We start from the raw sequence: 22,588 nt of genomic DNA, 5'->3' as shown, positions 1-22,588 counted from the left end.
TCTTCAAATTCCAACGGGCCGCCTCAGATCCAGCGTGAGCGGGAATTCAGGCGGAACCGTTTCGACACGCGGAATATAACCACCCGCCGTATGTCCCCACGGTTCGAAACGGGCAAGCCGCCGCGCTTCCGCTTCGTTGCCGTTGACCGGGAAGGTTTCATAATTCCGACCACCCGGATGGGCAACGTGATAGATGCAGCCGCCGATCGAACGTTTCGACCATGTATCATAAATATCAAAAGTCAAAGGCGTATTCACCGGCAGCACAGGGTGCAGGCCGGAAGCCGGCTGCCAGGCCTTGAAACGCACGCCCGCAACGGACACACCCGATGTGCCCGTCGGCATCAGCGGTACGATTCGGCCATTGCAGGTGACGATGTAGCGCGAGACGTTGTTCGTTTCGAGCCGAACCTGAAGGCGCTCGACGGAGCTGTCGACGTAGCGGACGGTGCCGCCCGGCGCGCCTTCCTCGCCCATGACGTGCCAGGGCTCCAGCGCCTGGCGCAGTTCCAGCTTCGAGCCCTCGTATTCGACCTCGCCGCAGAAAGGAAAGCGGAATTCAAGCTGGGCCTTGAACCATTCGGGGCTGAGGTCGAAGCCGTTTTCGCGCAGGTCCGCGAGCACATCGAGGAAATCGGTCCAGACGAAATGCGGCAGCATGAAACGATCGTGCAGGGTCGTACCCCAGCGGACGAAATTGCCGTCGGCGGGGTTCGTCCAAAAGCGGGCGATCAGCGCGCGCACCAGCAATTGCTGGGCAAGCGACATACGTGCATTCGGCGGCATCTCAAAGCCGCGGAACTCGATAAGGCCGAGCCGTCCAGTCGGGCCATCCGGCGAGAACAGCTTGTCGATGCAGATCTCGGCACGGTGCGTGTTGCCGGTGACATCGGTCAAAAGATTTCGGAACAATCGGTCCACGAGCCAGGGCAGCGGCAGTTGACCGCGACCCGGCGCTCCGACCTGCGCCATGGCGATCTCCAGCTCATAGAGACTATCGTGGCGGGCCTCGTCGATGCGCGGCGCCTGGCTGGTCGGGCCGATGAACATGCCGGAAAAGAGGTAGGAGAGGGAGGGATGGCGCTGCCAGTGGAGAATGATGCTTTTCAGCAGGTCCGGGCGGCGCAGGAAGGGGCTGTTGTTTGGATTGGCCGCGCCGACGACGACGTGGTTGCCGCCGCCGGTGCCGGTGTGGCGACCATCGACCATGAACTTGTCGGCGCCGAGCCGGGTGGCGCGCGCTTCCTCGTAGATCGCCGTGGTGATGTCAACGCAATCCTGCCAGTTGGAGGCTGGGTGGATGTTGACTTCGATGACGCCCGGATCGGGGGCTACGCGGATGACGTTGATGCGCTCGTCCTGCGGCGGCGGGTAGCCTTCGATGTGAACGGGAAGCTTGAGTTCAGCAGCGGCGTTTTCGGCAGCGGCGATCAGCTCCAGATAATCCTCGACGCGCTCGACTGGCGGCATGAAGACGCAGAGCCTGCCTTCGCGCGGTTCGACCGACAAGGCAGTGCGCACGGCGCCGCCTATGTCGCCAAGGGTCTGTTCGACACGGACGGCGTGGCTTTCGTCCGTCTGGAACGATGCTTCCGGCATGGCGCGGCCGGCGGGCACGAAGACGTCAGGCAGCGGCGGGCGCGGTATCGACGGATCTGCCGGATGGATATAAGGATAGCGCGCCGGCGGGACATAGGGCAGCGTGCCGAGTGGCAGGCGATAGCCGATCGGGCTGTCACCCGGTACAAGAAAGATCTTTCCGCGGCGCGTGCGCCATTTTTCGCTGACCCAGGTCCTGCTTGCGGCGGCCTTGGCATTCCATACCTGAACGGGAAGGATATAACCTGTCGGCACGGTGAGGCCGCGGGCGAAGACGCGGGCAATGCGGTTGCGCTCCTCGGGGTCCTTCAGTTTCGAATTCGACGGATCAACGTTTTCGGGAAGGCTGCCTTCCTTGATGATCCAGTCTGCAGGATCCTCATAGGCCGGCTGCACCATATCGGGCTTGATTGCCAGTTCCCTGGCAATCGCCGTCAGGAGCTTTTCGGCATCCTCAGCCTTGACGCCAGTATCCTTGCCTTCAGCGGCGACCAGATCCAGGTTCTGCCAGATCGGCTTGCCGTCCCGTCGCCAGTAGAGCGAGAAGGTCCAGCGCGGCAGGCTTTCGCCGGGATACCATTTACCCTGGCCGTAATGCAGGAAGCCGCCGGAAGCGAAGCGCTCCTGCAGCCTGCGGATCAAGCTGTCGGCCTTTTCGCGCTTGGTCGGGCCGACGGCGGCGGTGTTCCACTCCTCTGACTGGAAATCGTCGATAGAGACGAAAGTCGGCTCGCCGCCCATCGTCAGGCGTACATCCTCAGCTTCGAGGACGCGGTCGACCTTCTCGCCGAGCTGGTTGAGCTCGTCCCAGCTTTCATCGGAGAAGGGTTTTGTGATGCGCGGGTGCTCGGCGACGCGGGAGACCTTCATGTCGAAGGCGAATTCGGTTTCGGCCTCGCCGAAATAACCGCCGGAGATCGGGGCGGCATTGCTGAAATGCGGCGTGGCGGCCAGCGGAATGTGGCTTTCGCCGGTTAGAAGTCCAGAGGTCGGATCGAGGCCGACCCAACCGGCGCCGGGCAGATAGACCTCCGCCCAGGCATGCAGATCGGTGAAATCGACCTCGGTACCGGAAGGGCCGTCGAGCGCTTTCAGGTCCGGTGCCAACTGGATGAGATAGCCGGAGACGAAACGGGCGGCGAGCCCGAGATGGCGCAGAATCTGGACGAGCAGCCAGCTGGTGTCGCGGCAGGAGCCCTTGGCGGTTTCCAGCGTCTCCTCCGGCGTCTGGACGCCGGCTTCCATGCGGATGACATAACCGATCTGCCGCTGCAGACGGGCATTGAGGCCGACGATCATGTCGACCGTCGGCTGATCGGGGGACCAGTCGAGCGTCGGCAGCAGCGCCTTCAGGCGCGGGCCAGCCGGCTCCGGCATCATGTAGATCGAGAGATCTTCACGGAGCGATTCCGGGTAGTTGAAGGGCCACTTCGTCGCTTCCTCCTCGACGAAGAAATCAAAGGGATTGTAGACGGTCATGTCGGCAACGAGATCGACCTCGATCTTGAATTCGGTCACGGGGTCGGGGAAGACGAAGCGGGCGAGATAATTGCCGTAAGGATCCTGCTGCAGGTTCACGAAGTGGTTCGACGGCGTGACCTTCAGAGAATGGCTCAAGACCCGCGTCTTCGAATGCGAGGCCGGCTTCAGGCGGATTATCTGTGGGCCGAGGCGGATCGGTTTGTCATACTGATAATGGGTCAGATGATAGATGCTGGCTTTGATTGACATATTGCTCTTTTATCCGCTTGCCGTTGATCGGCTTAGCTGTTCCCAAAACCAGTGTGTGCAATGCAGCGAAAGAATGCAAGGCGGAAAGGTTGGCGCGGTGACGGCTTTCAGGCGGCTCTGTTGAACGTCACTGACGCCTTCAGGCCCCTGCCGCCGCGGCCTGGTATCAGCACGAGTCTCGCATTGAAAAGATTGGCGATTTCCTCGATGATCGGCAGGCCGAGGCCGGCGCCGGGCGCGCCGGACTCATTGCCGCGGGAGAAACGCTTTCTGACGGCTTCCAGCTTTTCGGGCGGAATTCCCGGGCCGTTATCCTCGACTTCCAACCGTACGGTCTCGGCATCTTCAAGAATACGGACGGTCACTTCCGCGCCCTTGCCGGCATAGGCGATGGCATTGCCCGCGAGATTGCGCAGCATCTCGCCGATCAGCAGCGGCTCGGCGCGGATCATCGCAGGCCCTTCACCCTCGAAGCCGAGATCGATGCCAGCCTCGGCGGCGCGCGGGATCTGCTCGCCGGTGATCTCCTGGGCAATGGCCGCGAGATCGATGGCAGAGACCGTCAGCGCTTCCTTGGCGGTCGCGGCGTCGATCTTGGCCATCAGCAGAAGCTGGGCAAGGATGCGCTCGGCATGGGCAACCGCCTGATCGCCTTTGAGTGCGGCATGTTGCGCCTCGTCGAGAGAACCGGCGCGGGCTGAAAGAGCAAGCTGTGTGCGGATGATCGTGAGCGGCGTGCGGAGCTGGTGGCTGGCATTGCCGGTGAAATTGCGCAGCGCATCAAGCGCCGATTGCAGGCGCACCATGAAGGAGTTGACCGTATCGACAAGTGGCTGCACCTCGCTCGGAACGGATTGCTCGATCGGATGCAGGTCGTCTGGGTTGCGCTCGCCGATAGCGTCGCCGAGCTTGTAGAGCGGCCGCAGTGCCACCGTAACGGAAATCCAGACGATAACGGCGGCACCGGCAATCATGACGGCGAGGCGCAGCGCCGAGCGGACGAGGATTGCCTGCGCCAGATGACGGCGGGCAATAGTGGTTTCGGCGACGGTGACGACGAAGGGCACAGAGCGGATGCCGGTCGAGGCGGAGCGTCCCAATGTCGCCACGCGGATCGGCTCACCGCGGAAGATGTCGTCGGCAAAGGCAGCCGTATCGCCCTGCGTTTCCTTCAGCACCGGCAGCGCTTGGTAGCCGGTGATGAAATTTCCCGGCGGGCCGTCGACACGGTAGAAGACGCGGTCCTGTGCCGCCGATGTCAGCATTTCCAGCGCGACATAGGGAATATCGACCTCGAGCGTGCCGTCTTCGGCGACGACGACACGTTCGGCAATGGCCAGCGCCGAACCGGCCAACACGCGGTCGGAAACGATGTTCGAGGTCTGGACGGCTTCGCGCCAGGTATCGGCGAGCGCCAGCGTGCCGATAACGGCAGTCGAGACAAGCAGCCAGAAAAGCAGTCGGCGCCGGAGCGAATAGGCCGCCGTCATGAGGCCTCGGGCAGCTTGTCGAGATAATAGCCGATGCCGCGGGCGGTCTTGACCGTCAGGCCATGCGGCGAAAGCCTTTTTCTCAGGCGGCTGACATATTGCTCGATGGCGTTGGCCGAAATGTCGTCATCGAAGGCAGTCAGCGACTGCATGATCGCTTCTTTGGCGACGACCTTGCCGGCGCGCATGAAAAGGATTTCCAGGAGGCCAAGCTCGCGAGAGGGGATGTCGAGCGGCGTGGCGCCGGCCGAAAATGCGCGGGAATTCAGGTCGAGCGAGATCGATCCGAAGCTGACTGTCGAGGAATGCAGCCCGGCCTGGCGGCGCAGAAGCACGCGCACACGGGCTTCGAATTCGGCGATGTCGAAGGGCTTGATGAGATAGTCGTCGGCGCCGAGATCCAGGCCTTTCACGCGCTCTTCCGGCGAGCCGCGGGCCGTCAGGATGAGCACGGCAGCCCGGCTGCCGCGGGAGCGCATGGCACGCAGTACATCAAGGCCGTCCATTTCGGGAAGGTTCAGATCGAGAATGACGAGATCGAAATTTTCCGCTGCGATGACGGCATTGGCCGAGGCGCCGTCATGGACGACATCCACCGCATGGCCCGTGCCGCGCAAGATCGCCGACAGGCCATCGGCCAGCGCGATATTGTCTTCGGTAAGCAGGATGCGCAACGGATGTTTCCCTCGATTTTTTAGGGGAGTTTATCAGGGATGACAGCCCGATGTCACAGCGATTCTGGGAATTGGTGAACGGAGAATGGCAGGATGGTATTCGCTCCCCTCAGGCCCTGCGCATCATGAGCCCGACCGCCACGACGCCATGGACCAGTTTCGATCCGCGCCGAGATGCCGATGGCGGGGCGCAGTCCGTCGTGGTAAGGACAATCGGAAGTTCGGGAGGCTTTGCAGATGGGGAACCTGTCGGTCGGGCTTGCGGAAAGCCCGGAAGAGATCGATGCCGTTCGGCATCTCAGCCGCGCCTTCCGACAATGGCTTTACGACAACTATCCCGACGAGCGGGCGCAGATAGAACTTTACTACAGTCCGGAAAAGTTCGAGGCGATGCTCGCCGACCTGCCGGAGATCCATGCAAGACCACAAGGGGCAATGTTCCTGGCGCGGCTGGATGGAGAGATTGTCGGCTGCGTCATGCAGCACGAGATCGCGCCGGGCATATCGGAGATGAAGCGGCTCTTCGTTTCCGAGCGGGCACGCGGAAGCGGCGCGGCGCAGGCACTCTGCGAAGCGTCCCTTGCACAGGCCAAGAAGGATGGCTACCGGATGATGCGGCTCGATACCGGCCATCGGCAGGTCGCTGCGCAGAAGCTATATCGTCGCCTGGGTTTTCGCGAGCGAGATGCCTACTACGAGATCCCTGATGATCTGAAGCCGATCCTGATGTTCTTCGAGCGCGAGCTTTGAGGCCTGGCCGCAGCCACTACTGGAAGCCGACCCTTGTCTGGCGTGTGCGGCTCGGGCATTCTTGCGCGATGAGGAGCCTTTTCATTCTGTTCCTGTGCTTGATGCCCGGCCTTGCTGCAGCGGATCAGGTCTTCTATCCGGCGAAGTCGGGGAATACCGATGCGCCGGTGCTGACAGTCTATTCCTCGCTCGACGAGCCCTTGGCGCAGCCGATGATCCGTGGCTTCCAGGAAGCCAATCCGGATGTGGCAGTCAAATATGAGGACATGCTGACGGGGGATATCTACGACCGCATCGTCAAGGAGACGGATACGGGTCACAAGACGGCGGACTTCGCCTTCTCCTCTGCGATGGACCTGCAGGTGAAGCTTTCGAACGACGGCTATGCGCAGGTGAGCAACCTGCCGATGAGCGCGCAATGGCCGAAATGGGCGAACTGGCGCAACACCGCCTATGCGCTGACCTTCGAACCGGCCGTCTTCGTCTATCACAAGCCGAGCTTTGTTCATGAATCGGTGCCGAGCTCGCGGGCGGAATTCGTCGACTATTTGAAACGCAAGGGCAATGAGGTTTATGGGCGGATCGGGACCTATGACATCGAACGTTCCGGCGTGGGCTTTTTGTTCATGGCGCGCGATCAGGAACAGTTCGGCGATATCTGGTCGGTGATCGGGGCGATGGGGGCGGCGGGCGTGAAGCTCTATTCCACAAGTTCGGCAATCCTCGAGCGGGTGGCCGACGGGCGTTTCGTCCTCGGCTATAATATCCTCGGCTCTTATGCGGCCGACTGGGCCTCGCGTCATCCTGACGTCGGCATCGTGTTGCCGAAGGATTATACGGTCGTGATGTCGCGCATCGGCCTGGTGCCGCAGGCTGCCGCCGAGCCGGAACTCGGGCGGCGCTACCTTGCCTTCTTCATGTCGAAGGAAGGTCAGACGATCATGGCCCGAGAGTTGCAGATCCCGGCCGTCAGCCCGGAAGTGGCGGGCGAGAATACCGCCAATACGTTGCAGGAACTGCTCGGCGCACAGTTGCGTCCGGTGCCTGTCAGCCCCGGTCTGATGGTTTATCTCGACCAGGTGAAGCGCGCCCGGCTGATTGCGCACTGGAATGAGGTGCTGCGGACGCAGTAAAAACCTCGCTCGCCCAATAGAAACCGGCGCGCTGACCAAAATAAATCACATGTTCTCAATGACTAAGCGCTGATCCATTCAGCAGGAATGGTCCGAGCTCTAACTCAAAAATATAAAGGGCGAGGTCGCTGCTAGCGAACCTCGCCCTTTCGCATTTATGCCGTCACGGCAGCTACGGTCAGCCTTTGCGTATCACCACTTCCAGATATTCGGCTGGCACGACCATGGTGCCATCCTTGGCGCGGTTGAAGCGGGCGATGAGCGCAAGGAAATCCTCTTCGAGAGCTGCCTTGCCCGGTTGTGGCAGAGCTTCGAAGGCCTTGTGAACAGGGCCGTACCAGGTGCGGAACACTTCCAGCCAATGGGCGGGTGAGCGGTAGCGGAAATTATACATGCGCGACGTCGCCTCGATGCTGGCGTGGCCGCCGAACATTTCTTCCAGCCTTTCCTTGGTGCCCCACAGCGCCGGCGACCCGACGCCCGGCATCGGTGGAATATGCTTGCCTATCGTCTTGAAGACCTGGCCGATGAAGCTCTCCGGCGTCCAGTTCGCCATGCCGATACGCCCGCCCGTCCGGCAGACGCGCAGCATTTCCTTTGCCGCCTTGTCCTGATCCGGCGTGAACATGACGCCGAAGGTGGAGACGACGACATCGAAGCTTGCATCCTTGAAGGGCAGGGCTTCCGCGTCGGCCTGCTGGAACTCCACCGCCAAGCCGTTTGCCATCGCCCGCTCGCGGCCGCGCTCCAGAAGTTCCGGTACATAGTCGGTCGAGGTCACCTCGGCCCAGCGCCGCGCCGCGGCAAGCGTCGCATTGCCGTTGCCGGCGGCGATATCGAGAACCTTTTCGCCGGAGCGCAGGTCCAGGGCTTCGCAAAGGCTTTCGCCAACGATCTGCAGCCGGGCGCCGATGACGGAATAATCGCCGGAAGCCCAGGCGACCTGCTGGCGCGACTTCAACGCGGCGAGATCGGGTGTGGGCTGTGTCACGGCATTCGCTGTGGTTTGCATGGAATGTCTCCTCTCATCTCGGCGAGCACAGGCCGTTGCCGCGAGCGCTTGCCGGTTTTCCACTGATATCCAGGTGTATGCGTAGCGCTCGACCAGTCTCTTGGAGTGCCCCAGGTCCGCTTGCAGGGGGATCGTGCCTCGGGATGGGCAATCGGCCTAGTGTAGAAAATGGACTGGGACCGGTACAGAAAATGGATCAGGCGGCGTAGGAGCTGCGCACCATCCAGTTTCCGATGCTTGTGGCGAGCGACATGTCGCCGATGAAGGAGATGCGTTCCCTGGCGATTTCGGTATCGAAGCTGGAATGGCCCATCCAGGCCGAGGTCATCGCCTTCAAATCGGCGGTGACGAAGAGGTCGACATCGTAACCGGGATCTGTGAGGCAGAGGTCCACAGGCGTGCCTAGCCGAGCCACGAGCCAGTAATGCCGTTCGTCGCGCGGCAATTCGGGATAGGTGAACTGGATGACGCTACGCTTGCGCGAGGGCAGGGCAGCGGCGTTGACCTTGCGGCGCATGTTCCACATCAGAATGCGGGCATCGAGCTTTTCGAGCGTTACGCTGGCATCGATATTGCGATGCGCCCAGGTGCCGAGCGCATGCACGATCGGCTCCAACTCGTTGGCGATCTCGGTCGTCCTATAGACGATCTCGCCCGTGATGCGGTTTTCCGAGCGGGTGACGAGGCCGTTTGCCTCCATCTCGCGCAGCCGTTTTGCCATGAGGGTCGGCGACATTCCCGGGACGCCGCGTCGGATCTCGTTGAAACGTGTGGAGCCGGACCACATTTCGCAGAGCAGCAACAAGGTCCATCGCGGCTCGAGCAGCTCGCACGCCTTGGAAACCGGACAAAACTGGTTGTAACCGCCATTTGCCATCGGATCGCCCTCCATGGCCGAGTATCGGCCAAGTTCCTGAGAGCGTCCAGTACAGACAATGTACTAGTCCTCTCGCCTTTCGCGGGAAGGTAGTTGAATTACGGCAAAAAAGTGTCTTGCCGCACTGGATATCCCGGCGATGTCAGCTAAATGACAGCTTCATATGATGGCTTGGGCTACTTCCTCTCCGTGGAGGCGGAGAGTTGAAGATTTTCCGGGAGGACTTCCGCTCGCTATCAGGACAATTGCGTCCACCGATCGGTGATCTCTCCTCATTTTCAAAAATAGCACTGGCGGTCCGCTCAGCCGCAGCACGGAGGACACATCGTGAAGCACACTTTCATCGCAACCCTTTTGGCAGCGGCCATCGCGCTGCCGGCCTATGCGGCCGATTACACCATCATCGCTCCGGCCGCGCCCGGCGGCGGCTGGGACCAGACGGCTCGCTCGCTGCAGACGGTGCTGCAGCAGGAAGGCATTTCCAAAAGCGTCCAGGTTCAGAACGTACCGGGTGCCGGAGGCTCCATCGGCCTTGCCCAGTTCAGCAGCCAGAGCGCCGGTAATCCGAACGCTCTCATCGTCGGCGGCTACGTCATGGTCGGCGCACTGTTGACCAATAAGTCGGTCGTTACGCTGAAGGACGTCACCCCGATCGCCCGTCTGACCGGCGAATATGAAGCCATCGTCGTTCCGGCCGCTTCCGACATCAAGACGCTTGCCGATCTCGTCACCAAGCTGAAGGCCGATCCGGGCGCTGTTTCCTGGGGCGGCGGTTCTGCTGGCGGCACGGACCACATCGCCGTCGGTCTGATCGCCAAGGCTTCCGGTGTCGATCCGACGAAGATCAACTATGTCGCCTTTTCGGGCGGTGGCGAAGCACTCGCCGCTATCCTCGGCGGCCAGGTCACGGCCGGCATTTCGAGCTACAGCGAGTTCGAATCACAGGTCAAGGCCGGCACACTGCGTCTGCTCGGCGTTTCCAGCGATGCCCGTATCGCCGGTGTCGATGCCCCGACCCTCAAGGAAGCCGGTACCGACGTTTCCATCCAGAACTGGCGCATGGTCGCTGCCGCTCCGGGTCTGACCGATGAAGAAGTCGCTTCCATCGCTGCCGACTTCGACAAGCTGCACAAGTCTGCCGCCTGGCAGGAAACCCTGAAGACCAAGGGCTGGGCCGACACCTATCTCGCGGGTGACGAGTTCAAGGCACAGCTCGAAAAGGATGTCTCGGCCACCGAAGGCATTCTCAAAGACATCGGTCTCGTTCAATGAGCGAAGCCGATAGCTCATCGGCAACGAAGCGCCGCCCTGATTGGGCGGCGCTGGTCATTGCCGCTTTCCTCATCGCTGTCGCTGTCGTGGTATTCTGGGATGCCTCGCATCTGAAGACGATCGCGCAGTATGACCGTATCGGCCCATCGACGGTGCCGAAGGTCGTTGCTCTCGGCCTCTTCTGTCTTGGTATCTGGACGGCGATCGAAGCCTGGCGCGGCGATTTTCCGGAACGTGAGCAGCAGGAAGTGGCGCCCGTCATCTGGATCATCGCAGGCCTTGCCGGACAGATGCTGCTTTTGCGCATCGCCGGTTTCTCGATTGCGACCGGCGTGCTCTTTGCGCTGACCGCGCGCGGCTTCGGCAAGCGCCAGATCTGGTTCTCACTGCCGATCGGCATCGTGCTGAGCTTCATCGTCTGGGCGATGTTCTCGCAGCTGCTGCAGCTCACGCTGCCGGCCGGCCCGCTCGAACACCTGTTCTTCTGATAGCGCTCGCCTCGCGCCGGGCGCTTTCAGTTCTCTGTTTTTTGCGCGGACGGTCCTGTGCCCCCTCAGGAGCCGCCGCTTGGGACAAAACCATGAGCACATTCGAATTCCTCTGGCAGGGCATTCTGGTTGCTGCGCAGCCGATCAACCTGCTCTACGCCCTCATCGGCGTGACTCTTGGCACCGCCGTGGGCGTGCTGCCGGGTATAGGCCCGGCGCTGACCGTGGCGCTGCTCTTGCCTGTCACCTACAAGCTCGATCCGGGCGGCTCGCTCATCATGTTTGCCGGTATCTATTACGGCGGCATGTATGGCGGTTCGACCACTTCGATTCTTCTGAACACGCCGGGTGAAAGCGCCTCGATCGTCACAGCGCTCGAGGGCAACAAGATGGCGCGTGCAGGCCGCGGCGGACCGGCGCTGGCGACGGCGGCCATCGGCTCGTTCGTCGCCGGCCTCATCGCCACGCTCGGCTTGGCCTTCATTGCCCCCTATATCGTCAAGCTGGCGTTGATCTTTGGTCCCCGCGAATATTTCGCACTGATGGTGCTGGCTTTCGTGACCGTCTCCTCGGCCTTCGGGGATTCGGCGTTGCGTGGCCTCACCTCGCTCTTCATCGGCTTTGCGCTCGCCATGGTCGGGATCGACCAGCAGACAGGCCAGGCGCGCCTTTCCTTCGGCATACCCGACCTGCTCGACGGTATCGAAGTGACGACGCTGGCTGTTGCGATGTTCGCCATTGGCGAGACGCTCTACATCGCCGCACAAGGAAAGCGCGGCGAGGACAAGGTGGAAGCGGTTCGTGGCTCGCTCTGGATGAACAAGCAGGACTGGGCGCGTTCATGGAAGCCGTGGCTGCGTGGCACGATCATCGGCTTCCCCATTGGCGCCATGCCGGCAGGCGGTGCCGAAATCGGCACGTTCCTCTCTTATGCCACGGAAAAGCGCCTATCGAAGAATCCCGAGGAATTCGGCCATGGCGCCATCGAAGGCGTTGCCGGTCCTGAGGCCGCCAACAATGCATCGGCCGCCGGCACGCTGGTGCCACTGTTGACGCTCGGCCTGCCGACGTCAGCGACGGCGGCAATCATGCTCGCCGGCTTCCAGCAATACGGCCTGCAGCCGGGTCCGTTGCTGTTTGCCACCAACCCACAGCTCGTCTGGGGTCTCATCGCGAGCCTGCTCATCGCCAATGCGATGCTCCTGGTCCTGAACCTGCCGATGATCGGTCTCTGGGTTCGCCTGCTGACGGTTCCGAAGCCGTGGCTCTATGCCGGCATCCTGCTGTTTGCCACGCTCGGCACTATCGGGGCCAATCCTTCGGTCTTCGAGCTCGGCATGCTTCTCGCGTTCGGCGTGCTCGGTTATATCATGCGGATCTTCGGCTATCCGATCGCGCCTACTGTCGTCGGCCTCATCCTCGGGCCGCTGGCCGAGCAGCAGCTTCGCCGAGCGCTTTCGATCAGCCAAGGCGATGTGACCACGCTCGTCATGTCGCCGATCGCCTGCGGCCTGCTGATCGTCGCGGCTGCTGCCTTCCTCATTCCGCTGATCCTGAGACTGCGTGGCCGCGGCCAGGTTCTCTCTCAGCTCGCGGCAAATGAAGACTAAAAACAAGAAGACGACCTGACCCCTAATTCAGGCCGGCCGTGGCAACAGGGCCGGCCATTTCTATGCCTTTCACAGCCTGTGCAATTTCGTCCTGAAGAAAAGCCAATAGGTATGACTCTTGTTCTGTGGCGCGGCAATTTCGTAGTCACAGATCCAACCGATGTTTAATTTAAATTTAAGCGAATCTCCCAATATTTTGCATCACCACTTCCCGGGACGCAGGCATGAAGCCCTCATCAGCCTGCCGCTTCCCCTTTTCTATCAGGAACATTGTATGAGACGCCCACGCGTAAAATTATTACTCTCCGTTGTCTTTGCCGTCATCGCCATCATGTTCGGCCTGCTTGCGTGGATGTCGATCAGCAGCATGCGGCTCTTGAACGGCCAGACGGAAGTCATCGCGACCAACTGGATACCGAAAATCGCTACCGGCAAAAGCATTGAGAGTGCTTTCTATCGGCTGAACTCGGCCTATTTCGAGCATATCCTGGCCGATACGCCCGAAGCGACGAAGGCTGCGGAGACCGAGATCGCGCAACGCACCGATACGCTTTCGCAGCAGATTGAAAAGTACCGGCCACTCGTTACCACCCAGCGCGGTGGTGAACTTCTAAAGGCTATCGACGGCGGCGTCGCCGACTATAAGCAGGTTGCGGTGCAGATGATCTCTCTATCGAGTGCCGGCAAGAAAGCGGAAGCGAAGGCGCTGCTTTCCGGCGACATGCGCACCAAGCTCGACAAGGCGTCCGGTTATCTCAAGGACCTGCTCGACTTCAATACGTCAAGCTCCGACAAGATCTAYCGCGATGGAATCTCGGTCTTCCAGACGACGGTTCTGGCAGCCGCTATCCTGATTGCAGTCTGTGCTGCGATCCTGCTGGCTGCAGTGGCCTTTGCCATCATCGGCGTTGCCCGCCCCATCGAGATGATCACGGTTTCGATGAAGAAGCTGGCAGCCGGCGATACGGATAGCGCCATTCCCTTCCCGGGCCGTTCCGACGAGATCGGCGACATGGCTGGGGCTGTCGAAATCTTCCGCGCCAATTCGGTCGCCAATCGCCGTCTGGAGCAGGAGGGCGAGGCACAGCGCAATCTCACAGAGGAAGAGCGTCGTCGCAGCGCCGAACACGAGCATTTCAAGGCTGAGGAGATGCGACGGGCCACGGCTGGCCTCGGGAACGGTCTGAAGCACCTTTCCGCCGGTGACCTCACGTTTCAATTGAGGGAACCGTTTGCCGCCGATTTTGAATCGTTGCGTGCCGATTTCAATTCGTCGGTTACACAGCTCGCCGATGTCATGCGTGCCGTCACCGCCAGCGCCTCATCCATCGACAGCGGCACCCGAGAGATCAGCCAGAGTGCAGACGATCTCTCCCGCCGTACCGAGCGGCAAGCCTCCTCTCTGGAGGAGACGGCGGCAGCGCTTGACGAAATCACCGTCAATGTCGCGAATTCCTCCAAGCGCGTCGATGAAGCCAAGTCGGTGGCAATCCAGGCAAACGACAGCGCAGCAAAATCCGGTGCCGTCGTCGCTGATGCCGTCCACGCAATGGAGCGGATCGAACAGTCTTCGAGCCAGATTTCCAATATTATCGGTGTCATCGATGACATCGCCTTCCAGACGAACCTGCTGGCGCTCAATGCCGGTGTCGAGGCCGCTCGTGCCGGCGAAGCGGGCAAGGGTTTTGCTGTTGTCGCCCAGGAAGTGCGCGAACTCGCTCAGCGCTCTGCTCAGGCGGCTCGCGAGATCAAGGATCTCATCAGTGCCTCGACAGGTGAGGTTGCCGTCGGTGTGAAGCTGGTGCGTGAAACGGGTGGGGCTCTGAGCACGATCGGCGACTATGTCGTGACGATCAACAAGCACATGGAAGCAATTGCCACTTCAGCACGGGAGCAGTCCACGGGACTGACGGAGGTCAATTCTGCCGTCAACCAGATGGATCAGGTGACACAACAGAATGCTGCGATGGTCGAGGAGAGCAACGCGGCAAGTGCCACGCTGGCAACCGAAAGCCGCAGACTGCGCGAGCTGATTGCTCGCTTCGATCTCGGTCAGGGCAATGCTTCGACGCACCGGGCCGCTACTCCGCCTTCTGCATCGGCCAAGCCGGCGGCTACGCGCACGGCTGGATACGCGAGTGTTGGAAATGTTGCCTTGAAGCAGGAATGGTCAGAGTTCTAACTGACTGAATTATTATTCGAATTCCGAAGCGGCTCGAGGCGAACCCGGGCCGTTTTTCGTTTGCCGGCGAAAGAAATATGCGCTTCTTGCATAGCAGCGGTGATTTCTTGCGCGTTGTAGGTGCATCCGGATTTCCCCATCTAGGAAGGGTCAACGAAAGAGCGAGAGGAAAAGAAGATGTCCGCTTTCAGAAAGTCGATCCACAATGGTTTCCTGGCCCGCGCCTTTGCAGCGCTCGGTGCCGCAAACGCAGTCAGCGCCGCTGTCGAAGGTGGCCGCAAGCCGCGCGCACGTGACCTGCAGGAACTCGGTATCGATCCGGTAAGCTTTGGCCGTGTCATCCGGTAAGACGTGCCGAATGCGTAGATTGAGTGTCAGATCATCTATTGAATGAATGAGCCCGCAACCGTTGGTCGCGGGCTTTGTTTTTTGGACTATGCAAGCCGCAGCGCCAGACCGCAGCGGCTTTTTAATTGTCAGGCGTGCAGGCGCTCCCGCTCGGGGATATGCGCTTCCTTCTGCCGCTCTTGCCTGTTGTAGTGGATCGAGGACCAGAGCGAGATGCCGATCAGGGCTGCGCCGCCAAGGCCGGTGATGACCTCGGGAATGTGCGTCAAGGTCTGCACATACATGATCACCGAGAGGATCAGAATGGCGTAGAAGGCGCCGTGTTCCAGATAGCGGTATTCCGCGAGCGTTCCCTTTTCCACCAGCATGATCGTCATGGAGCGCACATACATGGCGCCGATGCCGAGGCCGATGGCGATAACGAAGAGGTTCTGCGTCAGTGCGAAGGCGCCGATGACGCCGTCGAAGGAGAAGCTGGCATCCAGCACTTCCAGATAGATGAAGGCGCCGAGGCCACCCTTTGCCGCCTCGCTCATCGCGCGCTGCGATGCATCGAGAAGACCGCCGATGACTTCCACCACCAGGAAGGTCACGAGACCGTAGACGGCGCAGTAGACGAAGGTGGTCGCGTCTTCGCCTTCCAGGAGATAGGAGAACAGCAGGATCAGCAGGAGCACGAAGGCGATCTCGATGCCCTTGATCGTGGCCGAACGCGCCATCAGCCGTTCTAAGGAGCCGATCCAGTGGACTTCCTTCTCATGGTTGAAGAAGTAGCTGAGGCCGACCATCATCAGGAAGGTGCCGCCGAAGGCTGCGATCGGCAGATGCGCATCATTCATGATGCGGGCATATTCGGCAGGTTCACGCGCCGCAAGCACGAGCGCTTCCCATGGGCCGATCTTTGCCGCGATGGCGACGATTGCCAGCGGAAAGACGATACGCATGCCGAAGACGGCAATAACGATACCCCAGGTCAGGAAGCGATGCTGCCAGACAGGGGTCATTTCTTTCAGCTTATTGGCATTGACGATGGCGTTGTCGAAGGAGAGCGAGATCTCCAGCACAGCCAGCACCGTGCAGATGAAGAAAACAGTGGCCATGCCACCCAGCGTGCCGGTCGACTGCCAGCCGAGGAATGCGCCGAGTGCCAGGCCGAGCGCGGTGAAGATGAAGGCCCAGCGGAAATAGCCGAGCGAGGATTTGTAGGATTGAGGCTGGTTCATGGCTGCACCTCGCAGCCGCAAACCGTTTTTGAAGATGGGGTGAAAACAGAAAAACGCATACCACAAAGGGCATGCGCGATTGGCATGGTGAGCTTTTTCATCGATGAAAAATCCGCCGGCTAATTTGCAGGCGGTACCGACATCACGAGAGCGCCGTAAAAACTCTCGCCAGAGGGGCCCGGCACCAGGGTTCCCCCGCAGCCGATGTCTGGATGAGGCTGCGGGTGCACCACTAGGTAGTCATGTTGCTGCGCCATTCAAGATGCACCGGCGGGCAAGGTTATCGATTTCTTTGGAACCATACTGGCGCTCACCCGTTCCGTCCTAGCTGAGCCGATGAAAACATCTCAGATACTCTTGAAGGAGGGCGACGATGCATAATTCGACCCATGTTCCCGACAAGCGCACGGAAGCGTCGGACCGCATGAAGCGGGCGAAACCCAATCGCATGCAGAGGGCACAGGTTCTGCCCCCGCACCAGGTGGACCTGACGCTGACCCCGGGCGCGCTCCACGACATTCATGTGCCGGCGCATATGACCGGCAGCGACCTTTCCAAGGGCGGGCTTGATATCAAGAGCGACGATGCCGACGTCGCAAAGCCCGTGCGCTGAAAACCAATTCCGCAACCGACAAGACAGGTGAAATACGAATGACGATCAATCTTGTGCCGCGGGATATCTTCATCCAGCATGAATATGAGTGGCAGGCCGTGCGCGAGGCGGCCGAACGCCGGATCGATATAGGCAAGCGCGAGACGCCATCCGTGCAGCCAGGCGGGCAAACCGCAAAGCCCGCCGCTGCACCTTCGGCCGCGCAAGGCTGCTGAACACAGGGCAGAGCTTGAATGAGACGCCCGGCCATGCGCCGGGCGTTTTCTTTTCCGACGAGTTCTGGTCTGGGAAAGCGTTCCACGGCCATGTCTTGCCAACCTTTCCGAAAGGATTGGGCAGCGATAATCCGGCCCATTCAAGGGAATCGGATCGATGGCCAAGACAGCGACACGCCGCCGCAAGGCGCCGGCAAAAAGGAAGAGCAGCGCGTCCTCCAGCGGCGCGATGCCCTGGATGGTGATCGGCATCGCGGCGGTGGGCGCCATTGCCGCCTATGACAATTGGAAGAGCATCCGCCCGATGCTTGGCAAGGCCCCAGCTGCAGTCATCCGTGAGGCGGCTGAAGCCAAGCCTCAGGCATCCAAGGATGCGCCGAAGCAGGTCGCCGTTGCGGCTCCTGCTGTCAAGCCCCGGCAGACGAACGATCCAGTACCACCTGCAGCGATTCCCTCGGCTCCGGTGCCGACGGCAAAGATCGTGCCGGCCTCTATTTCTCCTGCTTCCCCATCCCCGTCGGAAACCGCCAAGGCGGCTTTCGGATATTGCGGGCAGGGCGAGCATATCAATTGCGTCGGTGACGCTGGTACCTTCTGGTATAAGGGCGAGAAGATCGTCATCGCCGATATGGTCAGCCCGGACGTGGACCGTGCACGCTGCGAAGACGAACGGAAGATCGCCTTTGCTGCCAAGTCGCGATTGCTGGCGCTGCTGAATGCCGGTCCGTTCAACATGAATGCCGCCGGCAAGTCGGATGACCGGGGTGCGCCGCGTGTCATTTCGCGCGACGGGCGTTCCTTCGGCACGCGGCTTATCGATGAGGGCCTGGCCAGGAAGCCAGGCTCTGCCGGCGGTTCCTGGTGCGCTTGAGGCCGCTTGTCTGACGATCGCTTATTTACGTATGTTATTTCCGCGCTGGCGCCTTGCCGCTGGTACGGAAGCTGCCGGTGAAGGCCGAATCCTTGCTTTCGGCCGTGCATTCGATGGCAGTCGGCTTACCGGAGTAAGGATTGCCGAAGGTGCACGAACCGGCAACCTTCACCTCACCCGTCATCTTATTTCCAACGCCCGTGGTGACAAGGCTGAGCGGCAGGCGGGCATTGCCATTGGACGCGGGCTTGATGCCCTTTCCGTCGCCCTGGAAGCCCAGCAGCTTACCATCAGAGGTGAAGATAAAGGTCACGGTGCCGTTGACGAGCGTCACGCTTGCCAGCTCTCCCTTGCAGCCCTTCGTGGCATCGAACTTGGCAACGACGAGCTTCTGGCACTTGCCGCCAAGGGCAATGACGCCGGGCGCACCCGGAAAATTGTCGTCGGCCTGCGCCGCAGCTGCAAAAGCGAGGGTGGAGAAGGCGGCAATGGCAAGCGCGGATAATTTCATTTCGATTCGAACCCTATGTCCTGACGAGGCGAATCAACGCCTCGGGCTCTATTATCGCGCATGGCATGGCTCTGTGTCCGAATTTGGTTTCGATCCCTTCGGATATGATTTGAGAAGAGCCGGTGCAGGTGGCTTGGTCAGGAATACGAATCCGGCAACTTAAAACGGGAAACTGAAAAGGCCTTTCGATTTCTCGAAAGGCCTTTGCTTTTCAGCGAATTAGGATGGTGGGCGTGACAGGGATTGAACCTGTGACCCCTACGATGTCAACGTAGTGCTCTCCCGCTGAGCTACACGCCCATCCGATGGCGGCGCATAGATCACAAAACCTCCGGAGCCGTCAATAGGCTTTTTTGAAGTTTTGTGACGAGCCGCCAAGAAGCCTTATGCGGCAAGCATCTTGTTGACCTCGTCGACGAGATCGCGCAGGTGGAAAGGCTTGGAAAGGACCTTTGCATCCTTCGGCGCCTTCGAATCAGGGTTCAGTGCAACGGCTGCGAAGCCGGTGATGAACATGACCTTCAGGTCAGGATCGAGTTCGGTCGCACGGCGCGCCAGCTCGATGCCATCCATTTCCGGCATGACGATATCGGTCAGCAACAGCGAGAAGGGCTCCTCACGCAGGCGGTCATAAGCGCTAGCGCCGTTGTCGTAGGAAAGGACCTTGTATCCGGCCTTTTCGAGCGCCTTCACGAGGAAGCGGCGCATGTCATTGTCGTCTTCGGCGAGAAGTATCTTCTGAGTCATTAATCCGGACCGCTGATCACTGATGTTTTCTGGGATACCAGCCGTCTACACTAAACTTCGCCCGGTAAACAACCGGTGAAATCGCCCTAGCCACGACCGCCATCCCTTCTATGTAGTATGGACTTAAGGGCAGGCAACTGGCAACATAGCCGTCATAGCCACTTGATGACATGGTAAAGAGGGCAGAAAGTGCCGGAAATACGCGAATACGAGCTTTTTGAAGTGCATGAGCCCGTGTCGCAGACCATTCCCTTCGTCTACAACTCCCCTCATAGCGGCCGTATTTATCCACCGGAATTCATCGCGCAGTCGCGGCTGGAAGGTATCTCGATACGCCGGTCTGAAGACCATTATGTCGATGAGCTGTTCGGCACAGCCGTGGACCTCGGTGCGCCACTCCTCCTTGCGAATTTCCCGCGCGCCTATCTGGACGTCAACCGTGAGCCTTATGAGCTCGATCCGCGCATGTTCGACGGGCTGTTGCCGCCCTATGCGAATATCAACTCGCTCAGGGTTGCCGGCGGACTTGGCACCATTCCGCGCATCGTGGCTGAGAACATGGAAATCTATGCGCGCCGGCTGCCCGTTCAGGAGGGGCTGGAACGTGTCGAAAGCGTCTACAAGCCCTATCACTCGACGTTGCGGCGGCTGATTGCACGCACGCATGTACAGTTTGGCTTCGGCGTCCTGATCGACTGCCATTCTATGCCGGGCAATGTGCGCGTTGCCGGCAGCAATGCGCGGCCCGATTTCATCATCGGCGACCGTTACGGCACCAGCGCTTCGGCAGAGCTATCGCGTACGGCAATCGGCATTCTCGAGGAAATGGGTTTTGCAGCGATCCGCAACAAGCCCTATGCCGGTGGCTTCATCACCGAACATTACGGCCGCCCGTCACGCGGGCTGCATGCGCTGCAGATCGAGGTCAACCGTTCGATCTACGTCGATGAGGTCACGCTGGAGAAGCGGCCCGATTTCGACATCGTTGCAACCGCCGTCACGTCGTTCATGCGGCAGATGGCTGAGTATGTCGAGAAATTCTCCGGCGACCGGGCGCTTGCGGCCGAGTGATTTCTGCCTTCAGGTCAAAAAAAACCGCGCTTTATCAGCGCGGCTAAGTCTAGGGAGGAAACACCCAAGGAGGGTATTTACAGTCAGAAGACTGTAGGTAAGAAACTACTGCTGCATTGCACAATTGTCAAGCAATATATTGCACTGCAAAATATTTAGGCAGCTAATCGGAAATTGCCTGTTGTGTTTGCATTCCGCCGGTTTTTCGCTATGAAAAACGCCATTTCCCGCCAGCCATGTGGATTTCTCCATGCTTCCTGACCGTTCGTTCTTCAACCGTCTTGCCGAAGCTGCCAAGGCGGAAACCCTGCCGCGTTTTCGCTCGGGCATTAATGTCACCAACAAACTGTCGTCCGGCTTCGATCCGGTCACCGAAGGCGACAGGGCAGCGGAAACTGCCATCCGCACGCTGATCGAGGCGCATTTTCCGGAGCACGGCATTCTGGGCGAAGAGCACGGCAATGTCGGCCTCGACCGCGAGCATGTGTGGGTGATCGATCCGATCGACGGCACGCGCGCCTTCATCTCCGGCGTTCCGGTCTGGGGTACACTGATCGGCCTGCAGAAGAATGGCCGGGCGGTTGCCGGCATGATCGAGCAGCCTTTTACCGGCGAACGTTACTTCGGCGACGAAAACGGTTCGACCTATAGCGGGCCTGAGGGCGAACGCCGGCTGCAGGTGCGTGACTGCGGCGCTCTTTCCAATGCCATCCTCTTCACCACATCGCCGCATCTCTTCGTCGGCGAGGAGATGGAGAAATATCGCGAAATCGAAAGTCAGGTGCGGCTCTTCCGTTATGGCTGTGACTGTTACGCCTATGCGCTGCTGGCGGCAGGTCATGTCGATCTCGTGATCGAGAACAGCCTCAAACCCTATGACGTCGGCGGGATCATTCCTGTCATCGAGGGCGCCGGCGGCATTATGACCACCTGGGACGGTGGACGGCCGGAAAACGGTGGCTCCATTATCGCTGCCGGCAGCAGGGCGGTATACGAAGAGGCGATCGCCATCCTGCAGCGCTAACGCATGTTGTGCAAAAGTGTGCAGTGGTTTTGTGATAACCACATGCGTAAAATAAGAACTTAAAGCATGGCGGGCGAATCCTGGAGATCGCAACGGTTTTTTAGGTTCAGACGCCGAGTGCCGTAACGTCATCAGTCGCCTCGGCGTCGCTGCCGGGGATGAAGGCGTGGAAAGCGGCAAGTGCGGCGGTGCGATACATATCCCTTTCCTGGAATATCTCGTGGCGAGCGCCGTTGATCGGTACGAGTTGACCGGCGCGGAAATAACGCGAAAGCCTCTCCTGCACCGTATAGGGCACCAGACCGTCGCGTGTCGGGGCGATGACGACAGAGGGAATGGTGATCGAAAAGAGATGATAGGGCTGGGTCACCCGGTCGATCGCCTTCATGCATTCATACATCCAGCGCGCGGTCGGCGCTCCCAGCGCAAGCTCCGGATGGGCTTTTGCAATAGCCGCATTACGCTCGAAGCGCGTTTCGTCCGATGTGAGCGGATTATCAGGGAATTGTAGCTCCTTCATCTTGCCGAGCGGCATCCCGCCGAGGCCAACAGCACAGAGCGCGCTCGATACCGTGCGGATGACGCCTTGGGAGGCGGCCTGGCCGATGAGGCCGAGGAAAGGGGCAGAGAGCACCATGCGCTCGATACGCGTCGAGAGATAAGGTGCGGCGGAAAGGGCAATCAGCGCGCCTGTGGAATGAGCCAGCATATAGAAGGGCAGGCGGGTATCCGGGAGCACGACCTTTTCGAGGAAGGTATCGAGATCGCGCTCGTAGTCGGAAAAGCGGCGGATGTGGCCATGATTGCGTTTCTTGATCAGCCGAGGCGAACCGCCCTGGCCGCGCAGATCGAAAGTCGCGACCCAGAGGCCCTTGGCGGTGAGATCTCGGATCGTCTCGAAATACTTTTCGATATATTCGCTACGCCCATGCAGGAGGACCACCGTTCCATGAGCGACCGGTGTCTGCGACCGGAAGACGGCATAACGCAACCTATGGCCGTCGTGGGTCTCGAAAAAACCTTCGGTGCGGTTCTCTGGTGTCGGATTGGCTGGGGTCGAGTAAAGAACCTGTTCCATAGGCAGAATGTTTCTTCGCGTGAGAGATATACTAGGGGATAGCGCAGGGGCCGGGAAAATCAATGGCGA

The 22,588-nt window shown here is 60.2% G+C and carries 21 protein-coding genes and 1 tRNA gene; 12 read left to right on the top strand and 10 right to left on the bottom strand.

Translation table 11 applies throughout. From position 1 onward, the window contains the following. Positions 1-3: 3 nt before the first annotated feature. From AC1DM5_RS09810 to AC1DM5_RS09800, 3 genes are all read right to left on the bottom strand, one after another. Positions 4-3,330 carry a transglutaminase family protein gene (locus AC1DM5_RS09810; RefSeq protein WP_477818224.1) on the bottom strand — a complete coding sequence of 1,109 codons (3,327 nt, stop codon included), beginning with the start codon at positions 3,328-3,330 and terminating at the stop codon, positions 4-6. 107 nt (positions 3,331-3,437) lie between these two features. Continuing rightward, positions 3,438-4,820 (bottom strand): sensor histidine kinase N-terminal domain-containing protein, encoded by a 1,383-nt coding sequence (locus AC1DM5_RS09805; protein WP_477818225.1) that lies wholly within the window; start codon positions 4,818-4,820, stop codon positions 3,438-3,440. Next, entirely contained in the window at positions 4,817-5,494 is a 678-nt protein-coding gene (locus AC1DM5_RS09800; protein ID WP_007822773.1) for a response regulator, read from the bottom strand. The genes AC1DM5_RS09805 and AC1DM5_RS09800 overlap by 4 nt, the downstream gene beginning before the upstream one ends. Positions 5,495-5,731: 237 nt before the next feature. On the opposite strand from AC1DM5_RS09800, the gene AC1DM5_RS09795 reads away from it, so the two are divergent. Further along, on the top strand, positions 5,732-6,244 hold the full coding sequence (locus tag AC1DM5_RS09795) for a GNAT family N-acetyltransferase (protein ID WP_477818226.1): 513 nt from the start codon (positions 5,732-5,734) through the stop codon (positions 6,242-6,244). Positions 6,245-6,312: 68 nt separating this feature from the next. Next, positions 6,313-7,377 carry an ABC transporter substrate-binding protein gene (locus tag AC1DM5_RS09790; RefSeq protein ID WP_477818227.1) on the top strand — a complete coding sequence of 355 codons (1,065 nt, stop codon included), beginning with the start codon at positions 6,313-6,315 and terminating at the stop codon, positions 7,375-7,377. Between the two features lie 178 nt (positions 7,378-7,555). On the opposite strand, the gene AC1DM5_RS09785 is transcribed toward AC1DM5_RS09790, so the two are convergent. Both AC1DM5_RS09785 and AC1DM5_RS09780 read right to left on the bottom strand, forming a co-directional pair. Then, positions 7,556-8,389 (bottom strand): class I SAM-dependent methyltransferase, encoded by an 834-nt coding sequence (locus AC1DM5_RS09785; RefSeq protein WP_477818228.1) that lies wholly within the window; start codon positions 8,387-8,389, stop codon positions 7,556-7,558. 196 nt (positions 8,390-8,585) lie between these two features. Next, positions 8,586-9,266, bottom strand: a complete 681-nt coding sequence (locus AC1DM5_RS09780) for a winged helix-turn-helix transcriptional regulator (protein ID WP_477818229.1) — start codon at positions 9,264-9,266, stop codon at positions 8,586-8,588. Between the two features lie 327 nt (positions 9,267-9,593). On the opposite strand from AC1DM5_RS09780, the gene AC1DM5_RS09775 reads away from it, so the two are divergent. The 5 genes from AC1DM5_RS09775 to AC1DM5_RS09755 all read left to right on the top strand — a co-directional run bounded on the left by AC1DM5_RS09775 (position 9,594) and on the right by AC1DM5_RS09755 (position 15,166). Beyond that, on the top strand, positions 9,594-10,538 hold the full coding sequence (locus tag AC1DM5_RS09775) for a Bug family tripartite tricarboxylate transporter substrate binding protein (protein ID WP_477818230.1): 945 nt from the start codon (positions 9,594-9,596) through the stop codon (positions 10,536-10,538). Continuing rightward, the gene (locus AC1DM5_RS09770; RefSeq protein ID WP_477818231.1) at positions 10,535-11,026 is read left to right on the top strand and encodes a tripartite tricarboxylate transporter TctB family protein; all 492 of its coding nucleotides are present in this window, start codon (positions 10,535-10,537) and stop codon (positions 11,024-11,026) included. Before AC1DM5_RS09775 ends, AC1DM5_RS09770 begins: the two co-directional genes overlap by 4 nt. 92 nt (positions 11,027-11,118) lie before the next feature. Then, positions 11,119-12,636 carry a tripartite tricarboxylate transporter permease gene (locus tag AC1DM5_RS09765; RefSeq protein ID WP_477818232.1) on the top strand — a complete coding sequence of 506 codons (1,518 nt, stop codon included), beginning with the start codon at positions 11,119-11,121 and terminating at the stop codon, positions 12,634-12,636. Positions 12,637-12,910: 274 nt separating this feature from the next. Then, entirely contained in the window at positions 12,911-14,818 is a 1,908-nt protein-coding gene (locus AC1DM5_RS09760) for a methyl-accepting chemotaxis protein (protein WP_477818233.1), read from the top strand. 177 nt (positions 14,819-14,995) lie between these two features. Further along, positions 14,996-15,166 (top strand): hypothetical protein, encoded by a 171-nt coding sequence (locus tag AC1DM5_RS09755; RefSeq protein WP_007822797.1) that lies wholly within the window; start codon positions 14,996-14,998, stop codon positions 15,164-15,166. A 128-nt stretch (positions 15,167-15,294) separates the two neighbouring features. On the opposite strand, the gene AC1DM5_RS09750 is transcribed toward AC1DM5_RS09755, so the two are convergent. Further along, a complete protein-coding gene (locus AC1DM5_RS09750; RefSeq protein WP_477974944.1) occupies positions 15,295-16,389 on the bottom strand; it encodes a DUF475 domain-containing protein in 1,095 nt (364 codons plus the stop codon). 373 nt (positions 16,390-16,762) lie between these two features. Here AC1DM5_RS09750 and AC1DM5_RS09745 point away from each other — a divergent pair, with 373 nt between their 5' ends. The 3 genes from AC1DM5_RS09745 (at position 16,763) to AC1DM5_RS09735 (ending at position 18,088) form a co-directional block, all read left to right on the top strand. Next, positions 16,763-17,002 carry a hypothetical protein gene (locus AC1DM5_RS09745; protein WP_113181493.1) on the top strand — a complete coding sequence of 80 codons (240 nt, stop codon included), beginning with the start codon at positions 16,763-16,765 and terminating at the stop codon, positions 17,000-17,002. Between the two features lie 38 nt (positions 17,003-17,040). Beyond that, positions 17,041-17,217: a hypothetical protein gene (locus AC1DM5_RS09740; RefSeq protein ID WP_477818235.1), complete on the top strand. Its 177-nt coding sequence runs from the start codon at positions 17,041-17,043 to the stop codon at positions 17,215-17,217. A 157-nt stretch (positions 17,218-17,374) separates the two neighbouring features. After that, positions 17,375-18,088 carry a hypothetical protein gene (locus tag AC1DM5_RS09735; protein ID WP_477818236.1) on the top strand — a complete coding sequence of 238 codons (714 nt, stop codon included), beginning with the start codon at positions 17,375-17,377 and terminating at the stop codon, positions 18,086-18,088. 34 nt (positions 18,089-18,122) lie between these two features. Here AC1DM5_RS09735 and AC1DM5_RS09730 read toward each other — a convergent pair whose 3' ends face one another. From AC1DM5_RS09730 to cpdR1, 3 genes are all read right to left on the bottom strand, one after another. Beyond that, on the bottom strand, positions 18,123-18,599 hold the full coding sequence (locus tag AC1DM5_RS09730) for a hypothetical protein (protein WP_007822806.1): 477 nt from the start codon (positions 18,597-18,599) through the stop codon (positions 18,123-18,125). 225 nt (positions 18,600-18,824) lie between these two features. Next, a tRNA-Val gene (locus AC1DM5_RS09725) sits at positions 18,825-18,899 on the bottom strand. Positions 18,900-18,983: 84 nt separating this feature from the next. After that, positions 18,984-19,346, bottom strand: coding sequence for a response regulator CpdR1 (gene cpdR1 / locus AC1DM5_RS09720; protein ID WP_003542883.1), 363 nt, complete (start codon positions 19,344-19,346; stop codon positions 18,984-18,986). A 189-nt stretch (positions 19,347-19,535) separates the two neighbouring features. On the opposite strand from cpdR1, the gene AC1DM5_RS09715 reads away from it, so the two are divergent. After that, entirely contained in the window at positions 19,536-20,417 is an 882-nt protein-coding gene (locus AC1DM5_RS09715; RefSeq protein WP_477818237.1) for an N-formylglutamate amidohydrolase, read from the top strand. A gap of 250 nt (positions 20,418-20,667) precedes the next feature. After that, positions 20,668-21,441 (top strand): histidinol-phosphatase, encoded by a 774-nt coding sequence (gene hisN / locus AC1DM5_RS09710; RefSeq protein ID WP_113181491.1) that lies wholly within the window; start codon positions 20,668-20,670, stop codon positions 21,439-21,441. Positions 21,442-21,547: 106 nt separating this feature from the next. Here the strand turns inward: hisN and AC1DM5_RS09705 are convergent, their stop codons facing one another. Then, on the bottom strand, positions 21,548-22,519 hold the full coding sequence (locus AC1DM5_RS09705) for an alpha/beta fold hydrolase (protein WP_477818238.1): 972 nt from the start codon (positions 22,517-22,519) through the stop codon (positions 21,548-21,550). Positions 22,520-22,588 lie beyond the last annotated feature (69 nt).

The sequence above is a fragment of the Rhizobium sp. 01T437 genome (assembly GCF_056398505.1).
The sequence above is the reverse complement of the archived record's forward strand: the minus strand, read 5'-3'. Positions and strand labels throughout refer to the sequence as shown.